Source organism: Lysobacter antibioticus HS124, assembly GCF_000336385.2.
GTDB lineage: Bacteria > Pseudomonadota > Gammaproteobacteria > Xanthomonadales > Xanthomonadaceae > Lysobacter > Lysobacter firmicutimachus.
Window position 1 is genome coordinate 49711 of the sequence record NZ_HG424509.1, and the last position, 17800, is coordinate 67510.

General features: G+C 70.3%; 18 protein-coding genes. 16 read left to right on the plus strand and 2 right to left on the minus strand.

The window, feature by feature from the left end; translation table 11 throughout:
• Position 1: 1 nt before the first annotated feature.
• From can to TX83_RS12530, 14 genes are all read left to right on the plus strand, one after another.
• Positions 2 to 682, plus strand: coding sequence for a carbonate dehydratase (gene can / locus TX83_RS12465; RefSeq protein WP_064748274.1), 681 nt, complete (start codon positions 2 to 4; stop codon positions 680 to 682).
• Positions 679 to 1113, plus strand: coding sequence for a RidA family protein (locus tag TX83_RS12470; RefSeq protein ID WP_064748275.1), 435 nt, complete (start codon positions 679 to 681; stop codon positions 1111 to 1113). The genes can and TX83_RS12470 overlap by 4 nt, the downstream gene beginning before the upstream one ends.
• Positions 1114 to 1115: 2 nt before the next feature.
• A complete protein-coding gene (locus tag TX83_RS12475; protein WP_064748276.1) occupies positions 1116 to 1646 on the plus strand; it encodes a 3-hydroxyanthranilate 3,4-dioxygenase in 531 nt (176 codons plus the stop codon).
• Between the two features lie 178 nt (positions 1647 to 1824).
• Positions 1825 to 2835 (plus strand): amidohydrolase family protein, encoded by a 1011-nt coding sequence (locus tag TX83_RS12480; RefSeq protein ID WP_064748277.1) that lies wholly within the window; start codon positions 1825 to 1827, stop codon positions 2833 to 2835.
• A 64-nt stretch (positions 2836 to 2899) separates the two neighbouring features.
• Complete coding sequence (locus TX83_RS12485) at positions 2900 to 3274, plus strand: 5-carboxymethyl-2-hydroxymuconate Delta-isomerase (protein ID WP_064748278.1); 375 nt, start codon at positions 2900 to 2902, stop codon at positions 3272 to 3274.
• Positions 3275 to 3278: 4 nt separating this feature from the next.
• Positions 3279 to 4568 carry a kynureninase gene (kynU, locus tag TX83_RS12490; RefSeq protein WP_064748279.1) on the plus strand — a complete coding sequence of 430 codons (1290 nt, stop codon included), beginning with the start codon at positions 3279 to 3281 and terminating at the stop codon, positions 4566 to 4568.
• Positions 4569 to 4615: 47 nt separating this feature from the next.
• Complete coding sequence (locus tag TX83_RS12495) at positions 4616 to 5983, plus strand: FAD-dependent oxidoreductase (RefSeq protein WP_064748280.1); 1368 nt, start codon at positions 4616 to 4618, stop codon at positions 5981 to 5983.
• Between the two features lie 4 nt (positions 5984 to 5987).
• Positions 5988 to 7430 (plus strand): exodeoxyribonuclease I, encoded by a 1443-nt coding sequence (gene sbcB, locus TX83_RS12500; RefSeq protein ID WP_064748281.1) that lies wholly within the window; start codon positions 5988 to 5990, stop codon positions 7428 to 7430.
• Between the two features lie 157 nt (positions 7431 to 7587).
• On the plus strand, positions 7588 to 8274 hold the full coding sequence (locus TX83_RS12505) for a DUF2461 domain-containing protein (RefSeq protein WP_064748282.1): 687 nt from the start codon (positions 7588 to 7590) through the stop codon (positions 8272 to 8274).
• A gap of 119 nt (positions 8275 to 8393) precedes the next feature.
• Positions 8394 to 9548 (plus strand): MFS transporter, encoded by a 1155-nt coding sequence (locus tag TX83_RS12510; protein ID WP_064748283.1) that lies wholly within the window; start codon positions 8394 to 8396, stop codon positions 9546 to 9548.
• 235 nt (positions 9549 to 9783) lie between these two features.
• Positions 9784 to 10671, plus strand: coding sequence for a hypothetical protein (locus tag TX83_RS12515; protein WP_064748284.1), 888 nt, complete (start codon positions 9784 to 9786; stop codon positions 10669 to 10671).
• Between the two features lie 11 nt (positions 10672 to 10682).
• Positions 10683 to 11861: a DUF4785 domain-containing protein gene (locus TX83_RS12520; protein WP_064748285.1), complete on the plus strand. Its 1179-nt coding sequence runs from the start codon at positions 10683 to 10685 to the stop codon at positions 11859 to 11861.
• Positions 11862 to 12200: 339 nt separating this feature from the next.
• Positions 12201 to 12752: a DUF2939 domain-containing protein gene (locus tag TX83_RS12525; RefSeq protein ID WP_064748286.1), complete on the plus strand. Its 552-nt coding sequence runs from the start codon at positions 12201 to 12203 to the stop codon at positions 12750 to 12752.
• A gap of 181 nt (positions 12753 to 12933) precedes the next feature.
• Positions 12934 to 13446, plus strand: coding sequence for a CHRD domain-containing protein (locus tag TX83_RS12530; protein ID WP_064748287.1), 513 nt, complete (start codon positions 12934 to 12936; stop codon positions 13444 to 13446).
• Between the two features lie 140 nt (positions 13447 to 13586).
• Here TX83_RS12530 and TX83_RS12535 read toward each other — a convergent pair whose 3' ends face one another.
• Positions 13587 to 14507, minus strand: coding sequence for a 5'-nucleotidase (locus tag TX83_RS12535; protein ID WP_064748288.1), 921 nt, complete (start codon positions 14505 to 14507; stop codon positions 13587 to 13589).
• A gap of 160 nt (positions 14508 to 14667) precedes the next feature.
• Here TX83_RS12535 and TX83_RS12540 point away from each other — a divergent pair, with 160 nt between their 5' ends.
• Both TX83_RS12540 and TX83_RS12545 read left to right on the plus strand, forming a co-directional pair.
• A complete protein-coding gene (locus TX83_RS12540; protein ID WP_064748289.1) occupies positions 14668 to 16041 on the plus strand; it encodes an amino acid permease in 1374 nt (457 codons plus the stop codon).
• Positions 16042 to 16166: 125 nt separating this feature from the next.
• A complete protein-coding gene (locus tag TX83_RS12545) occupies positions 16167 to 16562 on the plus strand; it encodes an NUDIX domain-containing protein (RefSeq protein WP_064748290.1) in 396 nt (131 codons plus the stop codon).
• A gap of 9 nt (positions 16563 to 16571) precedes the next feature.
• Here the strand turns inward: TX83_RS12545 and TX83_RS12550 are convergent, their stop codons facing one another.
• Entirely contained in the window at positions 16572 to 17351 is a 780-nt protein-coding gene (locus TX83_RS12550) for an NAD kinase (protein WP_064748293.1), read from the minus strand.
• Positions 17352 to 17800 lie beyond the last annotated feature (449 nt).

The following is a 17800-nucleotide window of genomic DNA, read 5'->3' on the forward strand; positions in this document are numbered from 1 at the left end:
AATGAGTAGTACCGCCACCAGTCCGCTCGAAGACCTGCTCGAACGCAACCGCGAATGGTCCGAACGGATCAACGCCGAAGACCCCGAGTTCTTCGCCCGCCTGTCCCGCCAACAAGCGCCGGAGTATCTGTGGATCGGTTGCTCCGATTCGCGCGTGCCGGCCAACCAGATCATCGACATGGCCCCGGGCGAGGTCTTCGTCCACCGCAACATCGCCAACGTGGTCGTGCACACCGACCTCAATTGCCTGTCGGTGATCCAATTCGCGGTCGACGTGCTCAAGGTCAAGCACATCCTGGTGGTCGGCCACTACGGCTGCGGCGGCGTGCACGCCGCCCTGCACGGCCAGCGCGTCGGCCTGGCCGACAACTGGCTGCGCCATGTCGCCGACGTCGCCGACAAGCACGCCGGCTGCATCCACCACGCGCACAGCGACGAGCGCCACGACCGCCTGTGCGAGCTCAACGTGATCGAACAGGTACAGAACGTGTGCCTGACCACCATCGTCCGCGACGCCTGGACCCGCGGCCAGCCGCTGGCCGTGCACGGCTGGGTCTACAGCCTGCGCAACGGCCTGGTCCACGACATGGGCATCGACGTCGACGCCTACGACAAACTCGACGGTCTCTATGCCGCCGCGGTGGCGCGGGTCAACGGCTATCGTGGGGATTCGCCGCGATGAGCGACGCGGTGAGCGCCGCGCCGCGCCCGGTCGGCCGCTACCCGCACGCGCGCCGGGTCGGCGACCTGCTGTTCCTGTCCGGAGTCGGCCCGCGCGACGCGGCCAGCAACGCCGTGCCCGGCAATGTCCACGACGCCGAGGGCCGGCTGATCGCCTACGACATCGAGCTGCAATGCCGCTCGGTGTTCGCCAACGTACGCGCGGTGCTGGAAGCCAGCGGCGCGTCCTGGGACGACTTGGTCGACGTCACCGTCTACCTGACCGACATGGCGCGCGATTTCGCCGCCTACAACGCGGTCTGGGCCGAGTACTTCCCCGACATCGAACGCGCGCCCTGCCGCACCACCCTGGGCATCACCGCCTTGCCGACCCCGATCGCGATCGAACTCAAATGCATCGCCCGCCTGCCGACGGGCGTCGCCGAGGACTGACCATGCTGCCCGGCCCGATCAACCTGCAAGCCTGGATCGACGAACACCGCCACCTGCTCAAGCCGCCGGTCGGCAACAAGGTGATCTACGTCGGCGACTTCATCGTCATGGTGGTCGGCGGGCCCAACCAACGCACCGACTACCACTGGGACGAAGGCCCGGAGTGGTTCTACCAGCTCGAGGGCGAGATGATCCTGCGCATTCAGGAGGACGGCGCGGTGCGCGATATTCCGATCCGCGCCGGCGAAACCTTCCTGCTGCCGCCGCGCGTGCCGCATTCGCCGCAACGCCTGCCCGACTCGGTCGGCCTGGTGATCGAGCGCAAGCGCCTGGCGCACGAGGACGACGGCCTGATGTGGTTCTGCGAACGCTGCAACCACAAGCTGTACGAAGAATTCTTCAAGCTGCGCAACATCGAGACCGATTTCCCGCCGGTATTCGACCGCTTCTACTCCTCGCGCGAGCACCGCACCTGCGGCCAGTGCGGGCATTTGAACCCGGCGCCGGCGCGCTACGCGATGCCCGACACCTGAGCCTCGACCGATGCGGGCGCCCTCGCCACCGCCGTCGCCCCCGCCCAACGGCCGGCTCGCGGCCGCCGCGCAACACGTGCGCATGGTCATGAAACACGACCGGCCCGCCTGCCTGAACGACCGCGCCGAACCCAGCCCGGGATCGCCAGCGCCGGAACCGGCCAAGTAGACTGCCGTCATGCTCAAGATCGACACCCACGCCCACTACCTGCCGCGCGACTGGCCCGACCTGGCGCGCAAGTACGGCGACGACCGCTTTCCGGTGATCCACCACACCGACGACGGCCGCCACCGCATCTACAAGGACGGCAAGTTCTTCCGCGAGATCTGGTCCAAGACCTGGGACCCGGAAGAACGCATCGCCGACTACGCCCGCTTCGGCGTGCAGGTGCAGGTCATCAGCACCGTGCCGGTGATGTTCAGCTACTGGGCCAAGGCGCACCAGGCGCTGGACCTGCACCAGGCGCTCAACGAGCACATGGCCCAGGCCTGCCGCGACTACCCGCGCCACTACGCCGGCATCGGCACGGTGCCGCTGCAGTCGCCGCGGCTGGCGGTGCAGGAGCTGGAGCGCTGCATGGACCAGCTGGGCCTGCAGGGCGTGCAGATCGGCAGCCACGTCAACGACTGGAACCTCGACGCGCCGGAACTGTTCGAGTTCTTCCAGGCCGCCAGCGAACTCGGCGCGGCGATCTTGGTCCACCCCTGGGACATGATGGGCACGCCGAGCATGCCCAAGTACTGGCTGCCCTGGCTGGTCGGCATGCCGGCCGAACAGTCGCGCGCCGCCTGCTGCCTGGTGTTCGGCGGCGTGCTCGAGCGCCTGCCGAAGCTGAAGATCTGCCTCGCCCACGGCGGCGGCAGCTTCCCCTACACCATCGGCCGGATCGAGCACGGCTTCAACATGCGTCCCGATCTGGTCGCGACCGACAACCCGCGCAATCCGCGCGATTATCTGTCCCAGTTCTATTTCGACTCCTGGGTCGCCGATCCGCGCGCCTTGCAATACCTGCTAGACACCTGCGGCGTGTCGCGGGTCATGCTCGGCACCGACTATCCCTTCCCGCTCGGCGAGCAGTCGCCCGGCGCCGGCATCGCCTCGCTGCAGCTGCCGGCCGCCGATCAGGCCCGGCTCTACCACGGCACCGCGCTGGAATGGCTGGGACTGCCGAAGTCGCGCTTCGAATGAGCCGCTGCCGCATCGCCGCGTCCTGCGCCGCAACGCGTCCGCACCGAACCGCCACGAGCCCCGCATGCCGCACCTGACCCTGCACTACACCGCCAACCTCGCCGGCTTCGACGCCGATGCCGCGCTGGCGGCGATCAACCGCGTCCTCGCCGACAGCGGTCATTTCGATGAGGTCTCGATCAAGAGCCGGGCTCTGCGCCTGGATCACTACCGGATCGGCACCGCCGATGCCGGCCGCGGTTTCGTCCACGTCCAGCTCAAGATCCTGCCCGGCCGCGACGCTGCGGTGCGCGCGGCGTTGTCGCAGGCCGTGCTCGACGCGCTGCGCACGCTGTTGCCGGCTTCGGCCGGCGCGGCCGAATTCCAACTCTGCGTCGAAGTCGACGAGATCGTCGCCGACGTTTATCGCAAACATGTACTCGCACCGGACCCGCTTTGAGCCCATGACCGACCTGCATTCCGCGGCCCACGCCGCCGCCCTGGACGCCGCCGATCCGTTGCCGAGCCTGCGCGATCAGTTCCTGGTCCCGCGCCACGGCGGCGCCGAACAGGCGTATTTCGTCGGCAACTCGCTCGGCCTGCAGCCGCGCGGGGCCCGCGCCCACGTCGAGGAAGTGCTGGACAAGTGGGCGACCGAGGCGGTGGAAGGCCACTTCACCGGCCAGGCGCAGTGGATGCCCTACCACGAGCTGGTGCGCGAGCCGCTGGCGCGCCTGGTCGGCGCGCAGCCGCAGGAAGTGGTGGCGATGAACTCGCTGACCGCCAACCTGCATTTGATGATGGTCAGCTTCTACCGCCCGACCCGCGAGCGGCCGGCGATCCTGATCGAGGCCGGCAGCTTTCCGTCGGATCGCTACGCGGTGGCTTCGCAGATCGCCTTCCACGGTTTCGACCCGGCCACCGACCTGATCGAGCTCGAACCCGACCGCCCCGGCGGCCTGATCTCGATGGAACGCATCGAACGCGCCATCGCCGAGCACGGCCCGCGCCTGGCGTTGGTGCTGTGGCCGGGCGTGCAGTACCGCACCGGGCAAGCCTTCGACCTGGCCGAAATCGCCCGCCTCGCCCACGCCCAGGGCGCGCTGTGCGGCTTCGACCTCGCTCACGGCGTCGGCAACCTCGACCTGCGCCTGCACGACAGCGGCGCCGATTTCGCGGTCTGGTGCCATTACAAGTACGTCAACGCCGGCCCCGGCGCGGTCGCCGGCTGTTTCGTCCACCAACGCCATGCCGACACCGACCGGCCGCGCTTCGCCGGCTGGTGGGGCCACCAGGCCGCGACCCGCTTCCGCATGGGGCCGGAATTCGTCCCCACCGTCGGTGCCGAAGGCTGGCAGCTCAGCAACCCGCCGATCCTCGGCCTGGCGCCGCTGCGCGCCTCGCTGGCGCTGTTCGACCGGGTCGGCATGGCGGCGCTGCGCGACAAGTCGCGGCGCCTGACCGGTTACTTGGAAGCGCTGATCCGCACGCGCCTGCAACAGACCCTGGACATCGTGACCCCGGCCGACCCGGCCCAGCGCGGTTGCCAGCTCTCGCTGCGGGTGATCGGCGGCCGCGGCTTGGTCGGCCGCGAGGCCGGCCGCGCCTTGTTCGACCACCTCGCCGCGCACGGCGTGTTGGGCGACTGGCGCGAACCGGACGTGATCCGGATCTCGCCGGCGCCGTTGTACAACACCCATGCCGACGTGCAGCGCTTCGCGGCGACCGTCGAAGCCTGGGTCCATCCCGCCTAAGCACGCATCGCCAACCCGCGCTTCGTCGATCCCAAGGACCCGACGCCTTGAACAACGCCGCTCCCAAGCACCTCACCATCATCGGCGCCGGCCTCGCCGGCGCCCTGCTCGCCACCCTGCTCGCCCGCCGCGGCTGGCAGGTGGACGTGTACGAGAAGCGCGGCGATCCGCGCCAGCAGGGTTACCAGGGCGGACGCTCGATCAACCTGGCCCTGGCCGAGCGCGGCCGCCACGCGCTGCGCTTGGCCGGGGCGGACGACGCGGTGATGGCGCAGGCGGTGATGATGCGCGGCCGCATGGTCCACTTCCTCGACGGCCGCACCGACCTGCAGCGCTACGGCCGCGACGACAGCGAAGTGATCTGGTCGGTGCATCGCGGCGAGCTCAATCTGATCCTGCTGCAGATCGCCGAGGACGCCGGTGCGCAGCTGCACTTCCATCGCGGCCTGCACTCGGTCGATTTCGAGCGCCGGCTGGCGGTGTTCCACGACGACCGCGACAGCAGCTCCCACGAGATCGTGTTCGACAGCCTGGTCGGCGCGGACGGCGCAGGCTCGGCCCTGCGCGGGGCGATGAAGCAGGCCGCCGACCTGGGCGAACGCACCGAATTCCTCGGCCATTCCTACAAGGAACTGGAGATCCCGCCGGCCGCCGACGGCGGCTTCAGCATCGAACCCAACGCCCTGCACATCTGGCCGCGCGGCCGCTACATGTGCATCGCCCTGCCCAACGACGAGCGCACCTTCACCGTCACGCTGTTCCTGCCCAACGAAGGCGAGCCGAGCTTCGCCAGCGTGCGCAACGGCGCCGACGCGCGGGCTTTGTTCGAACGCGATTTCGCCGACGCGCTGCCGCTGATTCCGCAATTGGAAGAGGACTTCGAGCGCAATCCGACCGGCTTGCTGGCGACCCTGTACCTGGACCGCTGGCACCTGGACGACCGCGCCGTGCTGCTCGGCGACGCCGCGCACGCGATGGTGCCGTTCCACGGCCAGGGCATGAACTGCGCATTCGAGGACTGCGTCGCCCTGGCCGAGCGCCTGCTCGCCGACGACGATCGCGCCCGCGCCTTCGCCGAGTTCCAGGCCCGGCGCCTGCCCAGTGCGCGCGCGATCCAGGCCATGGCGCTGGAAAACTATCTGGAGATGCGCGACCGGGTCGACGACGACGACTACCTGCTGCAACGCGCCCTGGAGCGCGAGCTGGCCGAGCGCCACCCGGACCGGTTCATGCCGCGCTACGCCATGGTCACCTTCCACCGCATGCCTTACGAAGTCGCGTTCGAGCGCGGCCAGCGCCAGCGCGAACTGCTGGTCGAACTGACCCGCGGCCACGACAGCCTGGGCAGCCTGGACTGGGACGCGGTCGACGCGACCGTGCGCGCGCGCCTGAGCCCGCTGCCCACGGACGAGTGAGCCCATGGCCGCGAGCTTCCTGTTCTACGACCTGGAAACCTTCGGCGCCGATCCGCGCACGACGCGCATCGCCCAGTTCGCCGCGATCCGCACCGACCCCGACCTCAACCCGGTCGAGACGCCGATCAGCATGTTCGTCAAGCCCGCCGACGACCTGCTGCCCTCGCCGATCGCCACCCTGATCACCGGCATCGCGCCGCAGGACGCGCTGCGCGACGGCGTCGGCGAGGCCGAAATCTTCGCCCGCATCTTCGACGAGATGGCGCGCCCGCAGACTTGCAGCGCCGGCTACAACTCGCTGCGTTTCGACGACGAATTCGTCCGCCACGGCCTGTTCCGCAACTTCTACGACCCGTACGAGCGCGAGTGGCGCAACGGCAATTCGCGCTGGGACCTGCTCGATGTGCTGCGCTTGGCGCACGCGCTGCGCCCGGACGGCGTGGTCTGGCCGCAACGCGAGGACGGCGCGACCTCGTTCAAGCTCGAACACCTGGCCGAGGCCAACGGCGTGCGCGAAGGCGACGCGCACGAGGCCTTGTCCGACGTGCGCGCCCTGATCGGCATCGCGCGCAAGTTCAAGACCGCGCAGCCGCGTCTGTGGGAGTACGCCCTGCGCCTGCGCGACAAGCGCTTCGCCGCCGGCTTGCTCGACGTCATCGGCATGACTCCGGTGCTGCATGTCTCCCAGCGCTATCCGGCCGCGCGGCTGTGCGCCGCGCCGGTGCTGCCGCTGGCGCGGCACCCGCGCATCGACAACCGGGTGCTGGTGTTCGACTTGGCCCAGGACCCGCTGGCGCTGCTGAACCTGGCGCCGGACGAGATCGCCGACCGTCTGTACACGCCGACCGCCGACCTGCCCGAGGGCGAGGAGCGGATCGCGCTCAAGGAAGTGCACCTCAACCGCTGTCCGTCGCTGATCGCCTGGAACCATCTGCGTCCGGCCGATTTCGACCGACTTCGGATCGACCCGTCCCAGGTCGAGCGCCGCGCCGCGCAAATCCGCGAGGCCGGGCCGGAGCTGGTCGAGAAAGTCCGCTGCGTCTACGCCCAGGACTCGGCGCGCGAGCCCGGCGATGTCGACGGCTCGCTCTACGATGCCTTCATCAACGAAGCCGACAAGCGCCTGTTCCGGATCGTCCGCAGCACCGCGCCGGAAGCGCTGAACAGCGTGGTCTTCGACTTCCGCGACGCACGCTTGCCCGAGCTGCTGTTCCGCTACCGGGCGCGCAACTGGCCGCATACCCTGGACGCCGGCGAACGCCGGCGCTGGGACGACTACCGGCGCCGGCGCCTGACCCAGGACGCTGGCCTGGCCGAATACGGGTTCGAGCGCTTCGGCGCCGAACTGCAGCAGGCCCGCGCGATGGCCGGCGAGGACGGCGCCAAGCAGGTGCTGCTGGACCGGCTGCAGGCCTGGGCGGCGGAGATCGAGCGCAGCCTGGGCTGAGTCGGGGCCGTAGGGCGAGCAGCGAGCACGGCCGGGACGCGCTTCCGCCGCGCCCGGCCGAACGCGACCTCCACACCGCTCCGTCCCGCCCCGGGCTACTCTCTCTCCGCCGGTTCCGTTTCGGCCGTCTACCCACTCTGCCGCCAACTTCCGCCTTATGCCCAGCTACTTCTCCGAGGCCAGCTTCAAATTCCTGCGTTCGCTGGCGCGCAACAACAACCGCGAATGGTTCCACGCCCACAAGGCGGCCTTCGAGGAGCACGTACGCGGCCCCTTCCTGCGCCTGCTGACCGATCTACAACCGGTGCTGGCGCAGGTCAGCGAGCACTACCGCAGCGAGCCCAAGAACGTCGGCGGCTCGTTGTTCCGGATCCAGCGCGATACCCGCTTCGCCAACGACAAGGCGCCGTACAAGACCCATCAGGGCGCGCGGCTGTTCCACGAGCGCGGGCGCCAGATCGAAGCGCCCTCGTTCTACATCCACCTGCAGGGCGGCGAGTGCTTCATCGCCGCCGGCGTCTGGCATCCGCAGCCGGACACCCTGCGCAAGATCCGCCATTTCGTCCTCGACAACCCGGGCAGTTGGAAAGCGGCCGCCTACGCGCCCGCGTTCCGCAAGCGCTTCGACCTCGACGACAGCGAAATGCTGACCCGCGCCCCGCGCGGCTTCCCGGCCGAGTTCGAATTCGCCGACGACCTGCGGCGCAAGAATTTCGTCGCCCTGCGCGCCATCGACGACGCCACCATGACCGGCCCGCGCCTGCTGTCCACCCTGGAAAAAGACCTGCAGGGCCTGGCGCCGTTCACCGACTACCTGTGCGCGGCGCTGGACCTGGAATTCTGAGAACCGGGCGGCCGCGGCCGGGACACAAGGGGGAGCGAAGGTCGCAGCACGCGCCGCCTGTCTCCCGCCCGCCGCCTCCTGTTCTAATACGCGTCCGCCCTCCGCAAGACGCCGCCCCGGTGCCCGCCGACTTCCGCCGCTACGCCCTGTTCTACCTCGGCTACTACGGCGTGCTCGGCGCCTACACGCCCTACATCGGCCGCTGGGTCGCCAGCCACGGCCACGGCGGCTACGCGGTCGGCGCGATGCTGGCGCTGTGGTACGGCGGCCGCATCGTGGCGCCGCCGACCTGGGCGCGTTGGGTCGCGCGCAGCCCGCGCCCGGGCCATTGGCTGTTCGCCGGTTGCCTGCTCGCGGCGCTGATCTTCGCCGGCTTCCTGCGTTACGACGGCGGCTTGGCGTTGTTCGCGGTGATGGGGCTGTTCGCGGTCTGCTTCAATGCGGTGATGCCGCAGTTCGAGGCCATGACCCTCAACGCGCTCGGCCCGCGCAATCACGACTACGGCCAGATCCGCATGTGGGGCTCGATCGGCTTCCTGCTGGTCGCGGCCAGTTACGGCTGGCTCCTCGACCGGCTCGGCGACGACGTCTTCATCTGGCTCACCCTGCCCTGGCTGGCGCTGACTGCGTTCGCGGCCTGGCTGCATCGCGCCGATCCGGCGCAGCCGCCGCCGGCGGCCGACGCGCCGCGCGACGCCTTGTGGCGGCGCCCGGGGATGCGCCCGCTGCTGATCACCGTGCTGCTGGTGCAACTGGGCTTCGGCCCGTTCTACGTGTTCTACACCCTGCATCTGCAGGCGCACGGCCACGACGGCTTCGCGGTCGGCCTGCTGTGGGCGATCGGCGTGCTGTGCGAGATCGCGATGTTCTGGCAGGCGCCGCGGTTGGTGCAGCGCTTCGGCGCGCCGCGCCTGATCGCCGCCTGCATCCTCGCCACCGCCGTGCGCTGGGTGCTGGTCGCCGCCTTCGCCGGCTCGTTCGCCTGGATGGCGCTGGCCCAGGTCAGCCACGCGCTGAGCTTCGCCGCATTCCACGCCGGCACGATGCGGCGCATGGCCGAACTGTTCCCGCAACGGCGCGACATGGCCGCGGCGCAGGGCCTGCTGTACGGCTTCAGCGGCGGCATCGGCGGCGTGCTCGGCGCCGGCATGGCCGCGCTGGCCTGGCAACGCGGCGGCGGCGCCCTGGCCTTCGCCGCCGGCGCAGCCTGCTCGGCGGCCGCACTCGCCGTGCACGTGTCGATGCAACGTCGCCGCACCGAAGCCCACGCCTGATCCGATCGCCGCCGTCGCGCAGCGCTGCGCGCCGATTCGCGCAGCGACGCGGCACAGTTGCGCGAACTGCACAAAGGATCACGCTTTACATCGCCCCGCTACCGCACTGCCGCATGACAGCAACATGCGCCTACGTATGCTCGAAATCCTGGGCCACGCAGGAAGCGACGGCCGGATCGCCGGACGTGCCGAAAGGAATTCGGCATCGCGCGTCGGGCATTCTCGGGGAGCAGACATGCAACAATTCCGCAATCGGTTGCGACCGTTGGCCGCAGCCGCCGTCGCCGCTGCGCTCGCCGCCGCGCCGCTGGCCGCCGCTGCCAACACCGGCGTCGCCTTCGTCCACGGCACCGGCAAACAGACCAACGCCTACCAGGACTACTGGAAGCCGGCGATGGTCGACAGCGTGCGCCAGGGCCTGGCCAACCCGGCCAATTACACCGTGGTCAACTGCGACTTCGAGCAGTACATGTGGGACAGCCGCGCCGCCGGCTGCCTGGCCCAGCAATTGACCGACTTCATCGCCGCCAAGCAGATCACCCGCCTGATCGTGATCACCCACTCCAACGGCGGCAACGTGATGCGCTGGATCTTGTCCAACCCGACCTACGACAGCCGCTATCCGAACATCATCGCCAAGACCGTGCGGGTCAACGCGATCGCGCCGTCCTCGGCCGGCACCCCGCTCGCCGATGCGGCGATGAACGGCAACGTGTTCGAACAGGCGGTCGGCTGGCTGCTCGGCTACAAATCCGACGCGGTGAAGATGCAGCAAGTCAGCTGGATGGCCAACTACAACCGCAACAACCTCTATGGCACCGCCGGCCGCCCGGCCCTGCCCAAGCCGTTCCGCAGCGTGGTCGGCACCGACGTCGATTCCTCGCCGTTCGACGGCGACAGCTACTGCGGCGGCTACGCCGAGAACGTCGGCCTGGAGACCACCCAGAATTGGCTCGACAGCTGCTCCGACGGCTTCCTCAACTGCTCCAGCCAGTCGGCCGCGGGCAGCGTCTGGTTCCAGGACAAGCAGCGCACCGCTGGCGGCGAGCCGCTGAGCCACAACCAGAGCCGGCGCGCTTGCTTCAACCTCAACACCATCCTGCGCAGCGACATGACCCAATGAGGCCGACGACCATGCGAACGATCCTGACTCTCGCACTGCTCGCCGCAGTCGCCGATGCCTTCGCCGCCGATGCGCCGATGCTGCCGCCGGCGAGCGCCGACCAGGTGCCGCAGCGGCTGAGCGCGCTGGCCGCGCCCAAGGCCGCGATCGAGCGCGCACCGGTGCGCTTCTCTTGGGCGCTGGACCCGTATGCGCCGCTGACCGCGGATACGCAACCGAGCGTGGTCGAGAGCCGCGAGTACTGGCAAGAGGCCGACGGCGCCGAGTTGCAGCGCGGCCTGGACCTGTCCACCAGCGCGCCGGGCGCCCTGATCCGGGTCAGCCCGGTCGCCGGCGCGGCGCAGGTACCCGCCGATGCGGTGCAACTGCGTCGCGCCGGCCGGCCGGTCGCGCTGGCCCAGCGCAACGACGCGGCGCAATTGCAGGCCGCCGGGCTGCAGGTCGCCGACGGCAGCGCCGCGGTGCAACTGGCCGACGAAGCCGGCCCGGGTCACTACGCCCTGCAGGTCGCGCAGGCGCGCGGCCGCTACCTGGTGCACGTGTACGAACCGCACAGCCCGGTGCGCCTGCACGCATCGCTGAGCCGCGACCGCGCCCTGGCCGGCGGCCGCAGCGAGGTGATCGTCGACCTCAGCGACGGCCCGCGCCAGATCGCCGACGCGCAAGGCAGCGCCTTGCTGGTCGCGCCCTCGGGCCGCAGCTGGCCGGTGCCGCTGCGCCGCGGCCGCGACGGCCGCCTGCGCGCGCCGGTGGCGCTGCCGGCCGATGCCGGCGACCAACCGCCGGGACTGTGGGAGGTTCAGGTGTTCGCCGCCGCCGGCGACGTCCAGCGCGACGTGCGCACCGCGCTCGCGGTGGCCCAGCCGACCGCGCGCCTGGAAGGCCGCTACGCCTTCGACCCGCGCCGCATGAGCTTCGATCTGCCGGTCCGCGCCGCCTCGCCGGGCCGCTACGAAGTACGCGGCACGCTGTACGCCAGCGGCCCCGACCGCGCTCTGCGCCCGGTCGCCATCGCCCACAGCGCACAGTGGCTGGACCGCGGCCAGGGCCGGATCGAATTGGCCTTCGACCGCCAGCAACTGCCGTCCGGCTTCGGCGCACCGTTCGAACTGCGCCAGCTCGAACTCAACGACCAGAGCCGCCTGGCCCCGGTCGAGCGGCGCGAACGCGCCGCGCGAATCGGGCGCTGAGCGCCGCGTCGCTCGCGGTTCAAAGCCCCGTCTCCGGCTTGCCGGGCGATGGCTACGCTTTCTAGCCGTCAGCGCCCCGCGCAGCAGCCTCGCATCTAGGTAGGCCCTCTCCCGCTTGCGGGAGAGGGGTTGGGGTGAGAGCCGTGCGGCATCGCGTCTCCGGCGGCCACGCTCGCGTGCGTCGCCGCGGTGAGTCGCGGCTCGCGCCGCTCCTACAGGCAAGGCGGTCCTCGCACACTGAGGCCGCCGGCCCACGCCGGCGACGAACTATCGCGCCGCTTAAGCCGGCGTAAGGCCGACACCGCTAATCTGTCGGCTCACCCTCACCGGACCGCCCCGATGAAGAAATGGATCGCCGCGCTCGCGCTCGTCCTGGCCCTGCTGCTCGGCTACGTCGCCGCCGGCCCGTTCCTGACCGTGCGTGCGATCCGTGCTGCGGTCAAGGAAGGCAACCCCGGCGAGCTGTCCAAACACGTCGACTTCGCCGCCATACGGCTCAGCCTGAAAGCCCAGGTCAACGACTACCTGGTGCGCCGCGCCGGGCCGGAGGTGCAGTCCAATCCATTCGGTGCGATCGGTCTGAGCCTGGCCGGCAGCGTCGCCGGCACCGCGGTCGATGCGATCGCTACGCCGATGGGCATCGGCGCGGTACTGGAAGGCCGCAAGCTGTTGCGCCGCGTCGACGGCAGCGCCGCAGACCGCGACGCCTACGCGCCGGTGGCGCCGGCCGAACCGCTCAAGAAGCTGAGCTATCGCTTCGAATCGCCCTCGCGCTTCACCGCCACCGTCGCCAACGCCGACGGCGACCCGGTGGTGTTCGTGCTGACCCGCGACGGCCTGAACTGGACCGTCACCGACGTGCGTGTGCCGCTGGAGCGCATGTTGCCCTGACCCGCCCCGCCGCCTCGCCCGGGCGCGCCGGCGACGCATCGACCGTGCCAAGAGCCGCACCGCCGGTCGCCGTAGTCGACCGCGCCTCCGGCACGATTCGTGCCGGCCGGTTTTTCACCCTCGACTAACGCCGTCGGGCGCAGCGTCCGCTCGTCCATCCGCAGTCATGAGGGTCGACGACATGAAACGCATCGCCCTGAGCGCGTTGATCGCGACGTTCGCCATCGCCCCGGCGCAAGCCGAGCACCACGAATTCCGCGCGGTCCTGGAAGGCGAACAAGAGGTGCCCCTGGTCTCCACCGCAGGCGGCGGCGGCTTCCGCGCCCGCATCGGCGACGGCGGCGCGATCCATTACGAGCTGTCCTATTCCGATCTCGAAGGCGCCGTGACCCAGGCGCACATCCACCTGGGCCAGCGCGGCGTCAACGGCGGCATTGCGGTATGGCTGTGCTCCAATCTCGCCAGCCCGCCGACGCCGCCCGGCGTGCAGGCCTGCCCGGCGCCGCCGGCGCGCATCACCGGCACCATCCTGCCCGCCGACGTGGTCGGCCCGGCCGGCCAGGGCATCGCCGCCGGCGAATTCGAGGAGCTGGTCCGCGCGCTGCGCCAAGGCAACGCCTACGCGAACGTGCATACCAGCAAGTTCCCGGGCGGCGAAGTGCGCAGCCAACTCGGCGATCGGCGCAACGACTGAGGCGCCCGATCGAACCGGCGCGACGCCGGCTCGAAACAACCGCCGTCCGGACCAGGTCGTCTCAACTTTCCCAGGGTCGGACGACGACGCCGCGCAAGTCGCGCGCGGGCGTGGTCTGTGGTTCGCGCCGCGACGGAGGCTCAGCGATTGGCCACGCCGTGCGGCACATGACCGGCAGCGACGTGATCGCGCGCCGAGCGGATGTTGTGCTCGGAATCGTCGAAGAAGATGTCGGCGCCGAAGGCTTCCAGGAACGGCCCCTTGGAGCGGCCGCCAAGGAACAAGGCTTCGTCGAGGCGGATGTTCCACTCGCGCAGGGTACGGATGACCCGCTCGTGCGCCGGAATCGAGCGCGCGGTGACCAAGGCGGTGCGGATCGGCGCGTCCTGGCCGACCGGAAACGCCGCCTGCAGCCGATGCAGGGCGTCGAGGAAGCCGCGGAACGGGCCGCCCGACAGCGGCTCGCCGGCGTGGCTGCGCTCGTGCTCGGTGAACGCGGCCAGGCCGCCCTCGCGCGACACGCGCTCGCCTTCGTCGTCGAAGATCACCGCATCGCCGTCGAAGGCGATGCGCAATTGATCGGGACTCAGATGCGGCGCCAGCCGCGACGGCGGAGTCGCCGGCAGCAGGGTCGCCGCGGCCACGCCGGCGGCGAGCGCGGCGCCGACGTCCTCGGCATTGGCCGACAGGAACAGGTCGGCGCCGAAGGGACGGATATAGGGAAACGGCGGCGCGCCGTTGCTGAAGGCCGCGCGCTTGATCGACAGGCCGTGATGGGCGATCGAATTGAAGATGCGCAGGCCGCTGTCGGCGGAATTGCGCGAGATCAGGATCACCTCGACCCGGGGCGCCTCCGCCTGCGCGCCGTGATTGAGCGCCAACAGCTTGCGCACCAACGGAAACGCGATGCCAGGCCGCAGCACGTCGTCCTCGTGATCGCGCTGGAACGCGGCATAGGCGTCGATGCCCTCGCGCTCGAACAGCGCGTGGCTGTCCTCCATGTCGAACAGGGTGCGCGAGGAAATCGCGACGATCAGGGGGTCGGCATCACGGTCGGGCATGGAGGCATTGTAGGACGCGTCCGGGCGGATGTGGCGGCGGCGGAGAGAAGCAGCGGACGACCCGATGACAGCGCAACGCTCCGACGGCCGCCGGCCTCCCGGCTCCTATCCGCTGGCGTCTGCCCTTATCCTTGCCCTTTCGCCAGTCCGGACCCGCTCCATGCCCGCCAGCCCCGCCTCGCCCGCTTCCGATCCGCAGCTCGGCCACGCGCTCAAGTCGCGGCAACTGGTGATGATGGGCCTGGGCAGCGCGATCGGCGCCGGCCTGTTCCTCGGCTCCGGCGTCGGCGTGCAGACCGCCGGACCGGCGGTCCTGCTGTCGTATCTGATCGCCGGCACCCTGATCATCATCGTCATGCGCGCGCTCGGCGAAATGGCGGCGGCGCGCCCAACCAGCGGCGCGTTCTCGGTCTACGCCGCCGATGCGATGGGGCCGACCGCCGGTGCGACCCTGGGCTGGCTGTGGTGGGTGCAAATCGTCATCGTGGTCGCGGCGGAGTCGGTCGGTGCGGCCGGCTTGCTGGCGACGGTCTGGCCGGGCCTGCCGGTGGCGGCGACCTCGCTGGTGTTCATGACCGCCTTCACCCTGGTCAATCTGCTCGGGGTGCGCAATTTCGGCGAATTCGAGTTCTGGTTCGCGATCCTCAAGGTCGGCGCGATCCTGGCCTTCATCGCCATCGGCGCGGCGCTGCTGCTGGGCCTGTTGCCCGAGGTGGCCTCGCCCCGCTTGTCCAATTTCACCGATCACGGCGGCTTCGCGCCCAAGGGCTGGGCCGGGGTCGGCGCGGCCTTGCTGGTGGTGGTGTTCGCGTTCGGGGGCACCGAGATCGTCGCCGTCGCCGCAGCCGAAACCCAGGACCCGGAACGCAGCATCACCCAGGCCATCCGCACCGTGGCCTGGCGCATTCTGGTGTTCTACGTCGGCTCGCTGGCGGTGATCATCGCCGTGGTGCCGTGGACCAGCGAGGCGCTGAAGTCGCCGTTCGCGGCGGTGCTGGAGGCGGCGCGGATTCCGGGCGCGGCCACCGCCATCACCCTGGTCGCGGTCGTGGCCCTGCTGTCGGCGCTCAACGCCAACCTCTACGGCGCCTCGCGCATGATCTACTCGCTGGCCCAGCGCCGCGAGGCGCCGCGCTTCCTGACCCACCTCAGCCGCAGCCAGGTGCCGGTGGCGGCGGTGCTGGCCAGCGTCGCTTTCGGTTTCGTCGCCACCGCGCTGGAGTTGCTGTACCCGGAGAAAGTGCTGCCGGCGCTGCTCAACGTGGTCGGCTCGACCTGCCTGCTGGTGTGGACGCTGTCGCTGCTCTCGCAGCTGATCCTGCGCCGCCGCGCCGATCGGGCCGGCACCGCGTTGCCGTTCAAGATGTGGGCCTTCCCCTACGTGACGTGGCTGGGGCTGGGCATCCTCGCCCTGGTGTTCGCCCTGGCGCTGATGACCCCGGGCCCGCGCGTGCAATTGCTGTCGACCGTGGCCCTGACCCTGGTCATCGCCGCGCTCAGCGAGGTCGCCCGGCGCCTGCGGGCGGGCCGCTGATCCAGGCTCGATTCGTCGTTAGAAATATGGGCCAAGTCGTTGATCGAAGAAATTAATCGCGCGTCACTTAATGTCATTTCGAGCTGCCGTGCCCGCAGCCGACGGGGCGGCGGAGCCGACCCGACATGAACTCCGAAAGCCACCGCGTCGGTCTGGTCGGCGCCCTACTGATGCGCGACGGCTTGGTGCTGCTGGGCCTGCGCGCCGGCTTCAAGCGCCTGGCGCCGAACCGTTGGGACATGCTCGGCGGCCATGTCGAACCGGGCGAAACGCCCGAACAGGCGCTGCGGCGCGAAATCGAAGAAGAAGCCGGCGTTCGCATCGACGTCTGCGCGCCATTGGCCGAAGTGGAGCGCGACGGCATCCGGCTGCGGATCTATCGCGTCGACGCCTGGCGCGGCGAGCCGCAGGCCTGCGGCGACGAGCACCGCTGCCTGCATTGGTTCGAGCCGGCGCAGGCCGCCGCGCGACCCGACCTGTCCGATCCCTGGATGCGCGACTTGCTGCTGAAACTGGCCTGAGCCGCGGCCTCAGCCGCTGGTGAACTGCTCGATCAGCATGCGCTCTTCGAGGTTGTGCTCGCGGTCGAACAGCAGGGTCACGGTGCGGTCGCGCGATTCGCGGATCATCACCTCGACCACGTCGCGCACCTCGTGCGAATCGGCGGTGGCGCTGACCGGGCGCTTGTACGGGTCGAGCACGCGGAATTTGACCTCGGTATCGGCCTTGAGCAGCGCGCCGCGCCAGCGCCGCGGCCGGAACGCGGCGATCGGGGTCAGCGCGATCACCGCCGAACCCAGCGGCAGGATCGGCCCGTGCGCGGAGAAGTTGTAGGCGGTGCTGCCGGCCGGCGTCGCCACCAGCACGCCGTCGCAGATCAGCTCGTCCAGACGGGTCTGGCCGTTGAGGTCGATCCGCAGGTGCGCGGCCTGGCGGGTCTGGCGCAGCAGCGAGACCTCGTTATAGGCCAGCGAGCCGAAAGTCGCGCCGGACTCGGTCTGGGCCACCATCTCCAACGGCCGCAGCACCGCCGGTTCGGCCGCGGCCAGGCGTTCGAGCAGGCCGTCGCCGGCATCGGCGTACTGGTTCATCAGAAAGCCGACCGTGCCCAGCTTCATGCCGTATACCGGTTTGCCCAGCGCGCCGTGGCGATGCAGGGTCTGCAGCATGAAGCCGTCGCCGCCGAGGGCGACCAGCACATCGGCATCGCCGGGTTCGTGCTGGCCGTGCCGGGCCGACAGGACGGCGAGCGCGCGCTGCGCATCGTCGGTGTGACTGGCGAGGAAGGCGATGCGGGGCGTCGCGGTCATCGGCGGCTCCGTGAACAGGCCGCCAGCATAACCCGCCGGCCGTGGCGGTTTCCGCACGCCCCGTCGCGCCTCGCCGATGCCGGCCTGCGGACGCATTCCGCAGGACGCGCCGCACCATTCCAGGGTAGGAGCGGCGTCCCTCAGGGATTCCCTCTGGTCACAAGCCGCGACCGCGTCGCCACAGCCACGGCGCAAGCGCAGCGATCCCTGTAGGAGCGGCGTAAGCCGCGACCGCGCCGGCTCGGCTGTGGCGTCGCCCCGGATCGGCCGTGGTTCTGCGGTCGCGGCTCACGCCGCTCCTACAAGAGGGGCGATGCTTGCGCCCATAGCCATACAACAAAGAGCCCCTCCCTGGCGGGAGAAGGCTCGATGGCAGCGATCCCTGTAGGAGCGGCGTAAGCCGCGACCGCGCCGGCTCGGCTGCGGCGCCGGCCCGGATCGGCCGTGGT